The sequence below is a fragment of the Rhodococcus sp. OK611 genome, assembly GCF_003050885.1.
GTDB lineage: Bacteria > Actinomycetota > Actinomycetes > Mycobacteriales > Mycobacteriaceae > Rhodococcus_G > Rhodococcus_G oryzae.
In genome coordinates, this window is sequence record NZ_QAOZ01000021.1 from 28,592 (window position 1) to 43,982 (window position 15,391).

The following is a 15,391-nucleotide window of genomic DNA, read 5'->3' on the forward strand; positions in this document are numbered from 1 at the left end:
TCACCCCGGGGGGTTGCGAATGAGATCCGCGCACTTCTCCGCCATGGTCATGACCGTGATGTTCGGGTTGACGGCAGGCAGCTTCGGCATCGCCGACGCGTCGACCACCCGCAGGCGCTGTATGCCCTTCACCCGCAGCTGCGGATCGAGCACGGCGAGCGGGTCCTCGATCGATCCCATCCGTGCGGTTCCTGCCGGGTGGTAGACGGTGTTGTGCGTCTTGTGGACGTAGTCGAGCAGTTCCTCGTCACTCACCGCGGCGGGCCCGGGCGCAAGTTCCCGTGCCACCCAGCCCCGTAGGGGGTCTTGCTCGGCGATCTTGCGCGCCAACCGAATGCCCGCCAGCATCACGGTCTCGTCGTGGCCCTCGGGATCGGTGAAGTATCGCGGATCCACCTTCGGTCGGTCCCGGAAGTCGCGGGAACGGAGCCGGACCGTGCCGCGGGATCGTCCTTGCGTCACGTTCGGCGTGAGGCAGAATCCGTTGTCGGTGGTGGGATATCCCCACCGCAGCGTGTTCATGTCGAAGGGCACGCTGCCGTAGTGCATCATCAGATCCGGCTGCGTCAGCCCGGGGGTCGTGGTGGCGAAGAGGCCGATCTCCCACCACTGCGATGACGTCGTCACCATGGGCCTCGACGCCTCCCAGAACACCAGGCCTTCGACATGGTCATCGAGGTTGCCGCCGACACCGGGCGAGTCGACCCGCACGTCGATCCCGATCTCGCGTAGATGCACCGAGGGCCCGATTCCCGAGAGCATCAACAGCTTCGGTGTATCGATCGCACCGGCAGTGACGATCACCTCGCGGCGGGCGGTCGCGGTGTCATAGCCCGTGAGATCCGGACGTTGGTACCGCACCCCGGTGGCCGTCAGACTGTCGTCGATCAGCAGTTCGCTGACCCAGCAGTTGGTTCTGACCTCGAGATTGTTCCGCGTCCCCAGGATGGGATGGAGATAGGCATGCGAGCTCGACATGCGATTGCCGTTCTCGCCGGCGTTGATCTGGAACCAGCCTGCTCCGTTGAGTACCGTTGCACCCCTGTTGAATTGGACGGTGGGTAGTCCGGCCTTGGCTGCCGACTCCAGTACGGCGGCGCCGCACGGATCGTTCGGCGGGACATCGCGTAGCCGTACCGGGCCGCTGTGACCGTGCTGCAGGCCGGGGACATCGCTGTTCTCCACCCGGGCCACGAACGGCAGCGTGCTCTCGGCACCCCATCCGGTGGCGCCCATCGCCTCCCACTCGTCGAGACCCTCCGCCGGCGGCCAGAACGCGATGCACGAATTGTGTGACGAGCACCCGCCGAGGACACGGGCCCTGGCGTGTCGCATGAAGCTGTTGCCCTTCTCCTGCGGTTCGACCGGGTAGTCCCAGTCGTACCCGGAGTCGAGGAGGTGCATCCACTGCGAGAGTTCGAGGATGTTGCGGTCGTTCACGTCCGACGGGCCTGCCTCGAGAAGGCAGACCGTCACGGCCGGATCCTCGCTGAGCCTGGCGGCGAGCACGCATCCCGCGGTGCCTCCACCCGCGATCACATAGTCGAAGACGGTGTCTGTCACGATGGTTCGCCCTCCGGTGCCGTGGTGCGCGAGGCGGCCGCGTGTGAGGCCAGGGTGCCGAGGTGGTGCCGACCCTTCAGCGCGTACCAGAGCAGGCCGAGGCACAGGATCGCACCGATGTAGACGAAGGCGCCCCAGGTGTTGTACCAGGGCGTCCCGTACACCTCGGGGCGCGGCCAGGCCAGGTTCAGCGCCATCCCCACGCCCCAGACCACGGCGAGGATGTTCACGGGCAGGCCCCACCTGCCCATGGTGAAGTAGCCGCCCTCCCGCAGATCCGGCGGCGGCCATTCGCCCTTCAATCGCTTCTTCAGCAGCGGTCCGGTGACCATCAGGTAGGCGAGGTAGATCATGATGATGGCGATCGAGGTCAGCACGGTGAAGATCTGCGGTTGGCCGATGTTCACCACGAGGATCAGGGCCGCGAGCACGCCGATCGCGATCGCGGGGACCACGGGCGTCTGGTGCTTGGGATGCACCCGGGCCAGCTTCTCCCCGAACGGCAGCGCGTTGTCGCGAGCCATGGCGAACGTCAGCCGGATCGCAGCGGCGTGCACGGCGAGGGAGCACACGGTTATCGCGATCACGATGCAGATGAGGAATATCGTGCCCAGCGGGCCCCACATCACCTGCTCGACGATGTACTGGAGGCTGCCCTCGGGGCTGCCGAGCAGCGGATCGTCGAGATCGGGCGCCGCCATGACGGCGAACACCAGGATCGCTCCACCGATCACGAAGGAAGCCAGGATCGCGCGGAAGATCGCCTTGGGTGCGGTCCGGCGCGGTTCGACGGTCTCCTCGCCAAGGGAACTCGCGGTGTCGAAGCCGTACATCACGTAGCCCGACGCCAGGGAGGCGACGAGGAAGGCCCCGAGATATCCGCCGCTCTCGCCCGCGCCGTACCCATGGGTGGAGAAGAACACCTCCGGGCCCCTGGTGATGTTCGCCGCAAGGATCACCGCGATGAGGACGGCGGCGATCAGCTCGATGAAGACGCCCGCGCTGTTGATCCTCGCCATCAACCTGACGCCGTAGGCGTTGACGAAGGTGGTGAACGCGATCATGACGGTGCCGAGAATGACCGCGTTCGTGGCGAAGTCGTACTCGCCGGTGCCGTCGCCGACGATCTGGAAGCCGCTCCATATCCTCGGCAGGTTGAGCTGCAACGCGAGGACCACGGCCGAGAGCGTCACGATCGAGGCGGTGAGCATCAGCCAGCCGGACGTCCATCCCACGATCCGGCTGCCCAGGATCTTCGCCCAGTTGTACACGGAACCCGCCACCGGGTACTTGGCCGCCAGTTCCATGAAGCACAGCGCGACGGCCAGCTGGCCGATGAAGACCATCGGCCACGACCACAGATACGCGGGTCCCGCGTTTCCGAACCCGAAATAGAACAGTTGGAAGGTGCCGGTGAGGATGGAGATGTAGCTGACCCCGGCGGCGAAGCTGGCGAATTTGCCGAGGCTCCGGTCGAGGGACTCCTTGTAACCGAAATCGCCGAGTCCGCTGTCTCCAACCGCGATGTCGCGCTGAGTGGTCATGTCCGTGCGCCTCCCCGGGTTCGGTCAGTCGTTGTCGAACCAACCCGCCGCAGTCGGCGCGGTGTTGTGCCAGATGTGCTTGATCTCCTGATACTCGGACAGTCCGGCGGGGCCCAGTTCGCGCCCGTTTCCCGATCTCTTGAAGCCGCCCCATTCGGCTGCTGCGGTGTAGTAGCCGAAGTCGTTGAGCCACACCGTGCCGTGGCGCAGGCCGCGAACCATGCGTTCGCCCCTGGCGCTGTCGGCGGTCCGGACCCCCGCGGCCAGTCCGTACTCGGTGTCGTTGCCGAGCCGGAGGGCTTCCTCCTCCGTGGTGAACCGCTCGACGGTGAGGATGGGGCCGAAGGTCTCCTCCTGCACGATGCGCATGTTCCGGTCGCAGCGGTCGAAGATCGTGGGCAGGTAGAAGCTGCCCCGCTCCAGGTCCGGGTCCGAAGGGCGGGATCCGCCGGTCACCAGTTCGGCGCCCTCGGAGATGCCAAGAGCCACATAGCGTTCGATCTTCTCCCGATGCGCCATGGACACCAGCGGCCCGGTTCGGCTGGCGGGATCGAGGCTGTCGCCCATCCGGATCTTCTCGGCTCGCGCGGCGAGAGCCGCTACGAAGCGGTCGGCAATCGAGTCCTCGACGATGAGGCGGGTGCCCGCGGAGCAGACCTGCCCGGAGTGGAGGAAGACCCCGGTGAGCACCTGGTCGACCGAGTCGTCACCGTCGGCGTCGGCGAAGACGATGTGCGGGTTCTTCCCGCCGAGCTCCACCGCGACCTTGGTGACATGCTTGGCGGCTGTCTCGAGAATGACCCGTCCCGTGACCAGTCCGCCCGTGAACGAGATGAAATCGACGTCCGGGGTGTCGGTCAGCGCGCCGCCGAGGACGGCGCCGCTGCCCTGCACGAGGTTCACCACGCCCCGCGGCACCCCGGCCTCCTCGATGAGTTTGACGAAGGCGATGGTGCTGAGCGGGGTGACCTCGCTCGGTTTGACGACCATCGTGCAGCCGGCGGCCAGTGCGGGCGCGATCTTCCACGAGATCTGTAGCAGCGGGTAGTTCCAGGGTGCGATCAGGACGCAGACGCCGATCGGCTCGTGCACCACCCGGCTGATCACGTCGGGCCGACCGACATCGACCAGCCGATCCGACTCGATCGCGGCGAGCCGCGCGTAGTACCGGCAGACCGACACCACGTCGTCGATGTCGATCCTGCTCTCCGCCAAGGTCTTCCCGGTGTCGAGGGTTTCGATCCGGGCCAACTTCTCTTTGTCGCGCTCGAGCAGGTCGGCGATGGTGGCGAGCAATGCGGTGCGCTCCGCGACGGGTGTCCGGGGCCAGGTGCCCTCGTCGAAGGCCGCGCGCGCCGCCGCGATGGCGCGGGTGGCGTCCTCTGGCACGGCCTCGTCGACCGTGGCGACCACCGAACCGTCGGCCGGATTGAGGCAATCGCGGGTGTCGCCGGAACTGGAGCGGACCCAGGTTCCGTCGATGAACAAGCCCGTATCGAACAGGTCGCCGATCGATTCGTCCTGCAGCTTCACGCTCAACTCCGGGCCTCGCTTCCTCTCCCGGTTGCGGAGCAACCGGTCTTGGAACTCATCGACGTGACGCTCTGCCGGGACAAGCACGCCCTTCTACCGTAGGCCGGTGGACGCGGTGTGGGCCGAGTTCACCGGGATTTCTTTCGAACCCCGCGGCGACGTAGAGGGTGGAACGCCGAGACCCCTGCTGTCTTTCCAGATGGCCGAGGACTTCGCGCCGATGGGGCTGGACGGCGGGTCGACGAGGGTCGGGATGATCGGCTACTCCGGTGGATCGATGCCCACCGGGCACGCGGCGGAGCTGCGCACGTCCTGTACACCGAGCAATCCAACCCCGACTGGCTCGTGCCCGTCCCTCCTGTTCGGAAAGCCACTCGGCGCCTAGGGTTCGTCACGGGCCGTCGGTCCACCGCAGCTGGCTTCGAGACGGGGGAGATCGGATGAAGGTTGCAGGAATCGCCGCGCGGTTGGCCGCGGCAGCGGGGACCGGAGTCGCCGCGGGTCTGGTCGCGGTCTCCGGTCCTGCCGTCGCCGCGGCGGCACCCGGCTGCGTCCCGTGGACGACCGAGCGGGTGGCCGAGGGATACGGGACGCTCGAGAACCTCGCATTCGACGGGCGCGGCGGAATGCTGTTGTCCGAGTCGTCGCTGACCGGGTCGGACGGCGCGATCCGGCGACTCGAGGCGAACGGATCCCGCACCACCGCGGTCCCCGAGGTGAAGGCGCCGGGCGCGATCGTGGTCGTGGGCGACACCGCCTACTTCACCACCGGGAACGGGTTCGTCTCGGGACTTCTCGGTCGTAGTGACGGCACGATCGACGCGCTCGACCTGGACACGGGCGCCGTCACCACGGTCGAGACCGCGTTGACCATGCCCAACGGGCTCGCGCAGCTCCCCGACGGGGACTTCGTGGTCAGCCGGGACATCGGGCAGTCGACGGGACTCATCCGTGTGCCCGGGAGTGCCGAGCTCCCGTCCGGGTTCGCGCCCAGCTTGAGTTCGACCAACGGAGTGGCCTACGACGAGACCACCCGGCGACTGTATGTCGCAACGACCTTCAATCCGGTCACCACCGTCGCCGCCGTCGACATCGACCACCCGGACGCGTCGCCGCGGCGGTTCGACCTGCCGGGGGTCGGCCCGATCAACTCTGCCGACGATCTCACGGTCGGGCCAGACGGACCGGTCTACGTCGCCTTGAACGTGGCGGGGACGGTCGTGCGACTCGACCCGGCCACCGGCGCGCAGTGCACCATCGCCGCCGGCCTGCCGCTGGTCTCGTCGGTCCGGTTCGGGTCGGGGCCCGGCTGGGACCCGAACGCGCTGTACGCCACCAGTTTTCTCGGCACCGTCGTCAAGCTGACGCCGCCCGCGCCGTAACCGGGTGACCGGCGTTCCCCTTCGATCGCCACTGTCGAGGGCAGTCGCCCGCTAGGGTGGCGAATTGCCGACGACGGCGAGGAGGAATGAGCATGGGGCAGCCGACGCACCGGACCGTCGCGGTCAACGGGATCGACCTGCATTTCGTGGAGCAGGGCGAGGGCGAGCCGGTGGTGCTCTGCCACGGGTTCCCTGGCCTCTGGTTCAGCTGGCGTCACCAGATCGCGGCGCTGTCCGTCGCGGGCTATCGCGTCATCGCCCCGGACATGCGCGGGTACGGACGGACGAGCGCGCCCGCGCAGGTTTCCGAGTACGACCGGCCGCACACGGTCGGTGACCTGGTCGGCCTCCTCGACGCGCTCGGCATCGAGCGGGCGGTGTTCGCGGGCCACGATTTCGGCGCCCACCTGACCTGGGATCTGCCGGCCTGGGCGCCCGATCGGGTGTCCGCGCTGATGCAGCTGAGCGTCCCCCGCGCGCCTCGACTGCCGGTGCAGCCGAGTGTCGGGTTCGAGTACCTGGCGTCCAAGCACTTCGCGCACGTGCACTACTTCCAGGAGCCGGGCGTCGCGGACCGGGAGCTCGGCGACAACACCAGGGCGTTCCTCGCCAAGATCTTCCACGCGCTCAGCGGTGCGAACCGTTACCTCGACTGCTGGGAGTTCCCCTCCGAGGGCAATGGCTACCTCGATGTGCTCCCTGAGCCGCCCGCCCTGCCGTGGAGATGGCTCGACGAGGGCGAATTCGACTATTACGTAACGGAATTCGAGCGGACCGGGTTCACCGGCGGCCTCAACTGGTACCGCGCCGAGGATGCCGTCTGGGCGCAGAACGAGTCGCTGCACGCGAAGCCGGTGGACATTCCGGTCACCTTCATCGCCGGCGCCAAGGACCCGGTGCTCGAGATGATGGGCAGCGACCCGTTCGCGGCCATGGGTCGGCTGGTTCCTGGGCTGGTCTCCACCCACGTGATCCCGGACGCCGGGCACTTCGTGCAGATGGAAAAGCCCGCCGAGGTGAACTCGGCGATGCTCGAGTTCCTCGGCGGACTGACTACTTGATCGTGTCCAGCGAGGCGAGGGTGAGGGAGCAGGCCTGAGCGACCTCTGCGCCCTTCTTGTCGAAGTGGTTGGCGAAGAAGACGGCGTGATCCTCGTGCTCGTGGAAGTGGTGCGGGGTGAGCACGGCGGAGAAGACCGGGACGTCGGTGTCGAGCTGGACCCGCATCAGTCCGTCGATGACCGCGGAGGCCACGAACTCGTGCCGGTAGATGCCGCCGTCGACCACAAGTCCGGCGGCGACGATGGCCTGGAACCGGCCGGTACGGGCGAGCCGCAATGCGTGCAAAGGGATCTCAAAGGCGCCGGGGGTCTCGAAGAACTCGATCTCGCCGGAGGTGTGGCCCAGTGTCCGCCACTGCGCGACGAAGGCGTCTCGTGCTCGGTCGACGATGGGTCGGTGCCACGTGGACTGAACGAAGGCGATGCTCATTCCATGATGCTAGTTCGGCGCACCCCGGCGTGGCCATCCGGACGTGCGTTCAGTTCGGTTCTCCTCAATTCAGGGCTGAATTCTGTTGTCATACAAGGGTATCGCTCTATCGGGCGCGGTACCCGTTATCTCCGTACAGTGTGGACATGGACAAGCCCGAGGTTGCCCTTGACAACTGCGACGAGGTCTACGACTTCTACCTGCGTCACCAGCAGAACCGCCTGGGCGCGAAGGCCGCCTACGGGCTGCTCGCGCTGAAGTTCCGGCCGAGGGTGACATACGCGGATGGGGCGAAGGAGCAGGTCCGGGCCCTTGTGCGGTCGGATTCCCGGCTGGTTCTCGCCGTCAACCACCTGAGTCAGAGCGATCCGTACACGGTGGCCGCCGCGGCGTCGGCCAGCGCGCTGCGCCCGGCGATCGGCCGGACCCGGGTGCTGGCTAAGGACGAACTGTTCCTCGAGCCGAAGCGGCGCGAGCGGGTGGACCTGATGGGCGGGATCCCCGTCTTCCGGGGCAAGAACCACGGGATGCGCGCGGTCAACGCGGCCGGGCAGCGGATGATGGACGTCTGCGCCGAGCGGATGCGGCGGGGCGATGACCTGGCAATCTTCCCGGAGGGGACGTGCAACTTGGAGGATCCGACCCGGCTGCAGAAGGTCGGCAGCGGGATCGGCCACATCATGAGCCGGGCGGTGAAGCTCGGGGTCCGCCCGGTGCTGGTCTACATGGGGATCAGCTACGGTCCGGTGCCCGGCAAGGAGACCCGGGCGAGCGTGTACCTCGACAATCCGGTCACCGAGATCCCGGAGAAGCCCGCCGATATCGCGCGGCTGGTGGCAGCAGGCCTGCAGCGCGCGGTGGACGGGGCGGTCGCGCGCTACTGACCTCTCCCTCAATACCCCCTTGGGTATGATCTGGGCATTCGACGAGGAGAGGAACCTCATGCAGGAAGTGGATCTCGTGGCGCTCGACGCCGCCCTGGCCGCCGGCGCGCCGGTCATCGACGTGCGCGAAGCGGATGAGTACGCCCGCGGGCACGTGCCGGGGGTCCGGCTGATCCCGCTCGGCGAGCTGGTGTCCCGCATCGACGAGGTGCCTGCCGCGCCGACCGTCTACGTGATCTGCGCGATGGGCGGCCGGAGTGCGCACGGCGCCTCCCTGCTGGGGGCCGCGGGCATCAACGCGGTGAACGTCGCGGGTGGCACGGACGCGTGGATCAACTCCGGCCGATCGGTGGAGTCCGGCGCATAACCCGCCGGGCGCCTACCGAGCCCACAGGCGGCGGTAGGCGTCCTCCTCGGCCTCGCGGGCAGCCTTGCGGCGCGGGTTGTCCAGGTCCATGGGCAGGCCGTTCTTCTGCAGGCGCCGCGCGCGGTTCTGGTGGATGTAGACGACCGAGTAGAACAACGCCAGCAGGATCCCGAGCAGGACCATCGACCCCCGCAGCCACAGCGGCCCCGGGAAGAGCATGAAGATCACGAACAGCGGGATGAACGGCACCATCGCGCGGACGAGGTGCCGGGCGACGTAGTGGTCGCCGGTGATGTCGTTGAGCACCCAGTCGTTCATGGAGGCGGGCAGCTTGGCGCCGCAGGCGTACGCGATCCACTGAATCGGGTTCGGTCGGGTGGCGCTCATTGATTCAGTGCTCCTGCCTTGAGTGCGGCCCGGTTGATCCGGGTGAGAACGTCGTGCAGCTCCTCGAGCTCGGGTAGGCCGACGCCGAGGCGCTCGACCACCGCGGGCGGAATCAGCTCCGCCTGGGCGCGCATGGCCCGCCCGGCCTCGGTCAGGTCGACGACCAGTTGCCGCTCGTCCTCGCTGCTGCGGGACCTGGTGATCAGGCCCGACCCCTCGAGCCGCTTGAGTAGCGGCGAGAGCGTAGGGGAATCGAGCTGCAGGGCGCTGCCGATCGCCTTCACCGACATCGGCGCCTCGCCCCAGAGGGCGAGCATCACCAGGTACTGCGGGTGCGTCAGGCCCATCGGCTCGAGCAGCGGGCGGTACACCGAGAGCACCGCGCGATTGGCGACGGCCAGCGCGAAGCAGACCTGGCGGTCGAGGGCGAGCGGGTCGACCCCGGTCGCCGGTGACTGTTCGACGGTGGACATGCAGTAGAGCGTACACGAATAGATCGCGCACTAACTAACTCCGCCGAGTGTGCACCTGCCGGGGCATCGCCCGAGAGGGCGAGCCGGTAGGTGCACACTCGGCAATCCGGGCGCCGTCAGCCGTGCGGGACCTCGAACCCCCACGGCAACTCCAGCCGGTGTCGGCCCAGCAGCTCCGCGTCCGCGAGCAGCTCGAGCACCGGGCCGTCCGCCACCAGCCCGCCGTCGTCGATGATCACCGCGCGGTCGCACAGCTGCGCGGCGTAGGGCAGGTCGTGGGTGACCAGCATCAGGGTGGTGTCCAGCCCGAGCAGCACCTCGGCCAGCTCGCGGCGGGCCACCGGGTCGAGATTCGCGGACGGCTCGTCGAGTACCAGCACGTCCGGCCTGCACGCCAGCACCGTGGCCAGGGCGGCCCGCCGACGTTGCCCGCCGGACAGGTGCGACGGTGACCGATCGGCGTGCTCGCTCATGCCGACCGCCGCCAGCGCATCGGACACCCGCGCGCGCAGCTCGTCGCCGGTGACGCCGAAGTTCGCCGGACCGAACGCGACGTCCTGCGCGACCGTCGGCATGAACAGCTGATCGTCCGGGTCCTGGAAGACGATCCCGACCCGACGCCTGGCCTCGCGCAGGGTGCCCCGCTCGACCCGGTTGCCGCCGATCTCGACGTGGCCCGCGGTGGGGGAGAGCACCCCGTTCAACTGCAGCATGAGGGTGGTCTTGCCTGCGCCGTTGGGGCCGAGCAGCGCAATCCGCTCGCCGACAGCGACTTCCAGGTCGATGCCGCGCAGCGCGATCCGGCCGTCGGGGTAGGCGAAGCCCAGGTCGCGCACCCGCACCGCCGCCGTCGGGCTCATCCGGCCACCGCCAGGGCCGTCAGGCAGACGGCGACCGCGCCGACGGCGGGGGTGAGGCCGAGCAGCCAGCCGCGCGCGGTGGCCGCGGGTGCACCGAGATCGGGCATGGCGCCGGTGAACCCGCGCGATGCCATGGCCAGGTGGACCCGCTCGCCGCGCTCGTAGGTCCGGAGGAACAGCCCACCCACCCCGCGTGCGGTGGCGCCGATCTGTCGCAGGGTGCGGGGATCGTCACCGCGGGAGATTCGCGCGATCCGCATCCGATTCGCCTCCGCGGCAAGCAGATCCACGTAGCGCAGCATCAGGACGACGACCGTGGTGACGAGGGCGGGCACCCGCAGTCGGGTCAGTCCCAGCGGCAGGTCCGCGGTCCGGGTGGTGGCCGCGAGGGTCAGCGAGGTGAGGACCCCGAGGGTGCCCTTGATCAGGATGCCCCACGCCGCGTACAGGCCGGCGACCGACAGCGACAGTCCCGCCCATCGCACGCGCTCGGCGCCCTCTCCGAACGGGAGCAGCGCCGCGAGCACGACGAACGGCGCCTCGATCAGCATCCGTGGCGCGATCCAGCGCAGCGGGATCCGGGCGATCTGCCACACTGCCAGCAGGACAAGGGCATACAGGCCGAAGGCCCACATCTGTTCGCGCGGCGTCGCGACCACCGCGAAGACCCCCACCGTCGCCGCGACGATCTTCACCTCGACCGGCAACCGGTGCACGGGGGAGTCGTCCGCGCGGTACAGCGGGTGGGCGTGACCGGCGCCCATCGTCAGGTCCTGCGGGTGCGGCCCGAGCGGGCGATCAGCCAGAACAGGCCGCCCGCGACCGCGAACGTCGCGGTGGCGCCCAGGATCCCGGCGATTCCGGACAGGTTGTCGTTGCCCGCGACGGTGTAGTCCGCGAGTGGTCCGTCGGCGAGGTGGTGCTCCCCGGCGTGCTGCGCGATGCAGGTGCCGGTCAGCTCCTCGCCCGCCGCCGTCTCGATGACGGTGCAGCCGCGCAGGGTGGTGGAGTCCAGGCCGTCGGGACTCGAGCTGGCGAGGTAGCTGACGACGCCGGCGATCAACAGGGCGACGACGGCGAAACCGGCCAGGAACCAGGACCTTCGGGATGTCATGCCGGTACCTCCGTGGTCGGTCGGGGCGCGGTGCGCAGCAGGTACACCAGGTCGGGCCGGGCCCTGGCGACGGCGACCACGGTGAGCGCGGTTATCAGGCCTTCGCCGACCCCGATCAGGGTGTGGGTGCCGAGCATGTACCAGGCGACGGTGTCGAGCGTCGTCTCCCCGGCGCCGCCGAGCGCGTACTCGAGCAGGAACCCGGACGCGGCCGCCAGCGTGTTCGCCAGCGCGGCAACGAAAGCCAGTGCGGCGAGGCCGGCATCGCCGAACCGGCGGCGCAGGGGCCGCAGGGCGACGGCCGCCGCGTAGCCGACCCCGACGCCGATCAGTGCCATGTTCGTGATGTTGGTGCCGAGCGCGGTGATGCCGCCGTCCGCGAAGAGCAGCGCCTGCACCACGAGCACGATGGCCACGCACAACGCGCCGGTGTAGGGGCCGACCAGGATGGCCGCCAGGGCGCCGCCGAGCAGGTGGCCGCTGGCACCGGGCAGGATCGGGAAGTTCACCATCTGCACCGCGAATATGAACGCGGCCACCAGGCCGGCCATCGGCGCGGTCCGCTCGTCGAGTTCGGTTCGGGCCTTCCATGCGGCCACGGTGATGCCCGCGACCGCGACGAACCCGAACAGCAGCGAGGTCGGCGCGTCCACCAGGCCGTCGCTCATGTGCATCGCGAGGACGGCGTCGTTCGGGCTGTTCACGGGCGGAGCATAACCAGCCATCTCAACAATTGCTCAGTTGTTCAAATGAACGTAACAAGGGCTGCCGAACGGCCGACGGGTCATGGAGTCCGGCCGAGGAGCGCGGCCAGTCGGTCGAGGGGCGAAGCGTCCTCGGGCACCGGCCGTGACGGTGCGAACGGGGTACGTCCTGCCGGGAGATTCGGCAGCAGTACCCGGCTGAAGGCGATCTGGTCCTCGATCACCGAGTCGGGGTAGCGCGGCGTCTGCCCCGACGCGCGAGCGAGATCCCAGCCGTGCGCGAGCATCTCGGTGATGCGCATGTTCAGGGCCTGCACGGCCGGAACCTGACCCATCGGCAGGGTGATCTCCCGGTCCAGCACCCCCGGCAGGGCGAATGCCTGCACCAGTGCGTCGGCAGAGGCGTGAAAGGAGCCCGCGGGGTCCGGACCGAGCAGGTCGGGTGGCGCGCCCACGACGGTGACGGGCAGCGGTTTGCCCCGCAGGGACGAGGCAAACAGGTGGTTGCCTGCCGTCACGTGGTTGACGACGTCGCGGATGGACCACCCGGTGCAGGGTGTGGGTGCGGACCACTGGTCGTCGGCGACGCCGGCTACCAGCGTGCCCGTCGCGTCGAGTGCCCGGTCGAGGTCGTCGATCGTCGCGGTCATTGTTCCGGCATACCACCGCGAGGAGGGTTTTGGAACCCGTGTGCAGCCGAAGGGGGGTGTTGCCGCCGCGGAAAGTGCGTGATACTGGCTGTAACGCACATCGGCGAAGGGGTTGGACCTGTGGACCAGAACGTGCAGTACGACGCGGTGATCGTCGGTGCCGGATTCGGCGGCATGGGTGCCGCTATCCAGCTCAAGCGGCTCGGCCTGGCCGACCTCGCGATCCTCGAACGCGAGGACGACCTCGGCGGCACCTGGCACGTGAACCGCTACCCGGGTCTCGCCGTCGACATCGCCTCCGTGACGTACTCCTACTCCTTCGAGCCGAACCCGCACTGGTCGCGGCTGTTCGCGCCGGGCGCCGAGCTCAAGCGGTACGCCGAGCACGTCGCGGACAAGTACGACCTGCGCCGCCACATGCGCTTCGGTGCGGTCGTCGAGGGTGCCCGCTGGGACGAGGACGCGCAGCGGTGGGAGGTCGCGATCGAGGGCGGCGAACTGGTCACCGCGAAATACCTGCTCACCGCGACCGGGTTCCTGTCGCAGCCGCACAAGCCCGACATCCCCGGCATCGATTCGTTCGAGGGCAAGGTCATCCACACGACGGCATGGGACGACAGCTACGACCTGAGGGGTACGCGCACCGCGATCATCGGCACAGGGGCGACCGCGGTCCAGCTCATCCCCGAGGTGGCCCGCAAGGCCGCCGCCCTGACGGTGTACCAGCGGACCCCGATCTGGGTGCTGCCGAAGGTGGACACCCCCATCCCGGGTCCGGTGCAGCGGCTGTTCGCCCGGGTGCCCGCGGTCCAGCGCGCGGCCCGCGGGGTGAGCTCGGGGATCCTCGAGGCGGTGATGGTGAGCGCCGTGCTGCACTACCGGCAGACCAAGCTGCTGAACAAGGGCGCCGCGGCGGTCTCGCGAATCTTCCTGCGCGCGAAGGTCCGTGACCCGAAGCTGCGCCGTCAGCTGACCCCGGACTACGACTTCGGCTGCAAGCGGCCGACCTTCTCCAACAGCTACTACAGCACCTTCACCAAGCCGCACGTGCACCTCGAGACGGACTCGATCGAGCGCATCGAGCCCGACGGCATCGTCACCGCGGACGGACGCAAGACCGAGATCGACACGCTGGTCCTTGCGACCGGCTTCAACCTGTGGGACGTGAACTTCCCGGCCATCGAGGTGATCGGTCGGGAGGAGCGCAACCTCGGTAAGTGGTGGCGGGACAATCGGTTCCAGGCGTACGAGGGGGTGGCGGTGCCGCACTTCCCAAACTTCCTGAGCCTGGCCAGCCCGTACTCCTACAGCGGGCTTTCGTACTTCACCACCATCGAGTCGCAGATGGCGCACATGAACCGGCTGTTCGGTGAGCTGCGGCGGCGCGGCGCCGACGTCTTCGAGGTGACCGAGCAGGCGAATGCCGGCTTCCTGGACCGGATGACCGAGAAGCTGGACGACTCGGTGTTCTACGGCGGCAGCTGCCAGACCGCGCGCAGCTACTACTTCAACCAGCACGGGGAGGCGGCGATCCTGCGCCCGACCTCGACGGTCAACGCGTTCCGGGAGGCGAGGAGCTTCCCGCTCGACGACTACACGATGCGGCCGTACGAGGCGGCGGAGTGAGCGCGGGGTCGGCGTCGCACACTCTTTGGCAAGGTCGCACCCCTTGTGGACGTACAAAGGGTGTGCGTTCTCGCCAGAAGGTGTGCGGGGACGGCTGCTAGCCGAGATACTGCGCCCGCCACGCCAGCACCCCGGTCCCGACAGCGACGGCCACCAGCAGCAGCACCCACACGAACCGCGGCAGGTGGCTCAGTGACCGCAGCTGGTCGAGATCCGAACGGCCGGAACGGGTGCGGGCGGCCTCGACGATGGTGTGCAGGTTGCCGAACAGCAGCAGCCAGATCGCGGTGTACGCGAAATGCAGCTGCAGCGTGGGGGATCCGTAGTACGCGACGACGCCGATCGCCGATCCGCAGACCACCAGCACCAGCAGCCCGAAGACGTTGCGGATGAACGGCACCATCGCGACGATCAGCGCGACCGCGCCCCACAGCAGTACCGGGAGCTGGCCTGCCGCGATCAGGAGCGCGCCTGCCAGTCCGAGCAGCGAGGGCGCCAGGAAGCCGGCCGCAGCGGTGAGCACCATGCCGGGGCCGCGTGGCTTGCCGCGCGAGAGCGTGAGGCCCGAGGTGTCCGAGTGCAGCCGGATCCCGGTGAGCCGTCGGCCCGTCACGACAGCGGCGATCGCGTGCCCGGCCTCGTGTACGAGCGTCACCGCGTGCCGGGTCAACGACCACAACGGACCGAAGAGGACCATGGCGGCGGCGATGGCGATGGGGAGGTAGGCCGACCACTGCGCCCAGTACGAGTTCACCCGACCAGGGTGCCAGGCCGCCGCGGCCAACTAGCATCGGTACCGGTCACGATGTCTGA

The 15,391-nt window shown here is 68.7% G+C and carries 18 protein-coding genes; 6 read left to right on the forward strand and 12 right to left on the reverse strand.

Features of this window, described 5'->3' with window-relative positions; all coding sequences use genetic code 11:
* The 3 genes from C8K38_RS23535 to C8K38_RS23545 are packed head-to-tail and all read right to left on the reverse strand — an operon-like array spanning nt 1 to nt 4,634.
* Nucleotides 1-1,563: a GMC family oxidoreductase gene (locus C8K38_RS23535; RefSeq protein WP_097213805.1), complete on the reverse strand. Its 1,563-nt coding sequence runs from the start codon at nt 1,561-1,563 to the stop codon at nt 1-3.
* The gene (locus tag C8K38_RS23540; protein WP_097213806.1) at nt 1,560-3,107 is read right to left on the reverse strand and encodes an APC family permease; all 1,548 of its coding nucleotides are present in this window, start codon (nt 3,105-3,107) and stop codon (nt 1,560-1,562) included. The genes C8K38_RS23535 and C8K38_RS23540 overlap by 4 nt, the downstream gene beginning before the upstream one ends.
* Before the next feature lie 24 nt (nt 3,108-3,131).
* A complete protein-coding gene (locus C8K38_RS23545; RefSeq protein WP_097213871.1) occupies nt 3,132-4,634 on the reverse strand; it encodes an aldehyde dehydrogenase family protein in 1,503 nt (500 codons plus the stop codon).
* 205 nt (nt 4,635-4,839) lie between these two features.
* Between C8K38_RS23545 and C8K38_RS28020 the strand changes: the two genes are divergently transcribed.
* The 3 genes from C8K38_RS28020 to C8K38_RS23560 all read left to right on the forward strand — a co-directional run bounded on the left by C8K38_RS28020 (nt 4,840) and on the right by C8K38_RS23560 (nt 7,083).
* Entirely contained in the window at nt 4,840-5,025 is a 186-nt protein-coding gene (locus C8K38_RS28020; protein WP_143548513.1) for a lipase family protein, read from the forward strand.
* Nucleotides 5,026-5,080: 55 nt separating this feature from the next.
* Nucleotides 5,081-6,022 carry an SMP-30/gluconolactonase/LRE family protein gene (locus C8K38_RS23555; protein ID WP_097213808.1) on the forward strand — a complete coding sequence of 314 codons (942 nt, stop codon included), beginning with the start codon at nt 5,081-5,083 and terminating at the stop codon, nt 6,020-6,022.
* A gap of 86 nt (nt 6,023-6,108) precedes the next feature.
* Entirely contained in the window at nt 6,109-7,083 is a 975-nt protein-coding gene (locus C8K38_RS23560; protein WP_097213809.1) for an alpha/beta fold hydrolase, read from the forward strand.
* Here C8K38_RS23560 and C8K38_RS23565 read toward each other — a convergent pair.
* On the reverse strand, nt 7,076-7,513 hold the full coding sequence (locus tag C8K38_RS23565; RefSeq protein WP_077040166.1) for a 6,7-dimethyl-8-ribityllumazine synthase: 438 nt from the start codon (nt 7,511-7,513) through the stop codon (nt 7,076-7,078). The two genes, C8K38_RS23560 and C8K38_RS23565, sit on opposite strands and share 8 nt — an antisense overlap.
* 146 nt (nt 7,514-7,659) lie before the next feature.
* On the opposite strand from C8K38_RS23565, the gene C8K38_RS23570 reads away from it, so the two are divergent.
* Nucleotides 7,660-8,397, forward strand: coding sequence for a lysophospholipid acyltransferase family protein (locus tag C8K38_RS23570; RefSeq protein ID WP_097213810.1), 738 nt, complete (start codon nt 7,660-7,662; stop codon nt 8,395-8,397).
* A 58-nt stretch (nt 8,398-8,455) separates the two neighbouring features.
* The gene (locus tag C8K38_RS23575; RefSeq protein WP_097213872.1) at nt 8,456-8,764 is read left to right on the forward strand and encodes a rhodanese-like domain-containing protein; all 309 of its coding nucleotides are present in this window, start codon (nt 8,456-8,458) and stop codon (nt 8,762-8,764) included.
* Between the two features lie 12 nt (nt 8,765-8,776).
* Here the strand turns inward: C8K38_RS23575 and C8K38_RS23580 are convergent, their stop codons facing one another.
* From C8K38_RS23580 to C8K38_RS23610, 7 genes are all read right to left on the reverse strand, one after another.
* Complete coding sequence (locus tag C8K38_RS23580) at nt 8,777-9,151, reverse strand: DUF5313 family protein (RefSeq protein ID WP_077040168.1); 375 nt, start codon at nt 9,149-9,151, stop codon at nt 8,777-8,779.
* The gene (locus C8K38_RS23585; protein WP_097213811.1) at nt 9,148-9,624 is read right to left on the reverse strand and encodes a MarR family winged helix-turn-helix transcriptional regulator; all 477 of its coding nucleotides are present in this window, start codon (nt 9,622-9,624) and stop codon (nt 9,148-9,150) included. The genes C8K38_RS23580 and C8K38_RS23585 overlap by 4 nt, the downstream gene beginning before the upstream one ends.
* Nucleotides 9,625-9,740: 116 nt before the next feature.
* The gene (locus C8K38_RS23590; RefSeq protein ID WP_097213812.1) at nt 9,741-10,484 is read right to left on the reverse strand and encodes an energy-coupling factor ABC transporter ATP-binding protein; all 744 of its coding nucleotides are present in this window, start codon (nt 10,482-10,484) and stop codon (nt 9,741-9,743) included.
* A complete protein-coding gene (cbiQ, locus tag C8K38_RS23595; protein WP_097213813.1) occupies nt 10,481-11,248 on the reverse strand; it encodes a cobalt ECF transporter T component CbiQ in 768 nt (255 codons plus the stop codon). The genes C8K38_RS23590 and cbiQ overlap by 4 nt, the downstream gene beginning before the upstream one ends.
* 2 nt (nt 11,249-11,250) lie before the next feature.
* On the reverse strand, nt 11,251-11,598 hold the full coding sequence (locus C8K38_RS23600) for a PDGLE domain-containing protein (RefSeq protein ID WP_097213814.1): 348 nt from the start codon (nt 11,596-11,598) through the stop codon (nt 11,251-11,253).
* Nucleotides 11,595-12,272, reverse strand: coding sequence for an energy-coupling factor ABC transporter permease (locus tag C8K38_RS23605; protein ID WP_097213873.1), 678 nt, complete (start codon nt 12,270-12,272; stop codon nt 11,595-11,597). The genes C8K38_RS23600 and C8K38_RS23605 overlap by 4 nt, the downstream gene beginning before the upstream one ends.
* A gap of 110 nt (nt 12,273-12,382) precedes the next feature.
* Complete coding sequence (locus C8K38_RS23610; RefSeq protein WP_097213815.1) at nt 12,383-12,952, reverse strand: TIGR03086 family metal-binding protein; 570 nt, start codon at nt 12,950-12,952, stop codon at nt 12,383-12,385.
* 120 nt (nt 12,953-13,072) lie between these two features.
* Here C8K38_RS23610 and C8K38_RS23615 point away from each other — a divergent pair, with 120 nt between their 5' ends.
* Nucleotides 13,073-14,578 carry a flavin-containing monooxygenase gene (locus tag C8K38_RS23615; protein WP_097213816.1) on the forward strand — a complete coding sequence of 502 codons (1,506 nt, stop codon included), beginning with the start codon at nt 13,073-13,075 and terminating at the stop codon, nt 14,576-14,578.
* Between the two features lie 97 nt (nt 14,579-14,675).
* Here the strand turns inward: C8K38_RS23615 and C8K38_RS23620 are convergent, their stop codons facing one another.
* A complete protein-coding gene (locus C8K38_RS23620) occupies nt 14,676-15,332 on the reverse strand; it encodes a M50 family metallopeptidase (RefSeq protein WP_097213874.1) in 657 nt (218 codons plus the stop codon).
* Nucleotides 15,333-15,391: the final 59 nt, after the last annotated feature.

Bases quoted from the DNA above. Each gene is read 5' to 3' on its own strand.
- C8K38_RS23540 (WP_097213806.1), bottom strand. From the start codon at position 3,107: ATGACCACTCAGCGCGACATCGCGGTTGGAGACAGCGGACTCGGCGAT.
- C8K38_RS28020 (WP_143548513.1), top strand. From the start codon at position 4,840: ATGGCCGAGGACTTCGCGCCGATGGGGCTGGACGGCGGGTCGACGAGG.
- C8K38_RS23555 (WP_097213808.1), top strand. From the start codon at position 5,081: ATGAAGGTTGCAGGAATCGCCGCGCGGTTGGCCGCGGCAGCGGGGACC.
- C8K38_RS23560 (WP_097213809.1), top strand. From the start codon at position 6,109: ATGAGCATGGGGCAGCCGACGCACCGGACCGTCGCGGTCAACGGGATC.
- C8K38_RS23565 (WP_077040166.1), bottom strand. From the start codon at position 7,513: ATGAGCATCGCCTTCGTTCAGTCCACGTGGCACCGACCCATCGTCGAC.
- C8K38_RS23570 (WP_097213810.1), top strand. From the start codon at position 7,660: ATGGACAAGCCCGAGGTTGCCCTTGACAACTGCGACGAGGTCTACGAC.
- C8K38_RS23575 (WP_097213872.1), top strand. From the start codon at position 8,456: ATGCAGGAAGTGGATCTCGTGGCGCTCGACGCCGCCCTGGCCGCCGGC.
- C8K38_RS23580 (WP_077040168.1), bottom strand. From the start codon at position 9,151: ATGAGCGCCACCCGACCGAACCCGATTCAGTGGATCGCGTACGCCTGC.
- C8K38_RS23585 (WP_097213811.1), bottom strand. From the start codon at position 9,624: ATGTCCACCGTCGAACAGTCACCGGCGACCGGGGTCGACCCGCTCGCC.
- C8K38_RS23590 (WP_097213812.1), bottom strand. From the start codon at position 10,484: ATGAGCCCGACGGCGGCGGTGCGGGTGCGCGACCTGGGCTTCGCCTAC.
- cbiQ (WP_097213813.1), bottom strand. From the start codon at position 11,248: ATGGGCGCCGGTCACGCCCACCCGCTGTACCGCGCGGACGACTCCCCC.
- C8K38_RS23600 (WP_097213814.1), bottom strand. From the start codon at position 11,598: ATGACATCCCGAAGGTCCTGGTTCCTGGCCGGTTTCGCCGTCGTCGCC.
- C8K38_RS23605 (WP_097213873.1), bottom strand. From the start codon at position 12,272: ATGCACATGAGCGACGGCCTGGTGGACGCGCCGACCTCGCTGCTGTTC.
- C8K38_RS23610 (WP_097213815.1), bottom strand. From the start codon at position 12,952: ATGACCGCGACGATCGACGACCTCGACCGGGCACTCGACGCGACGGGC.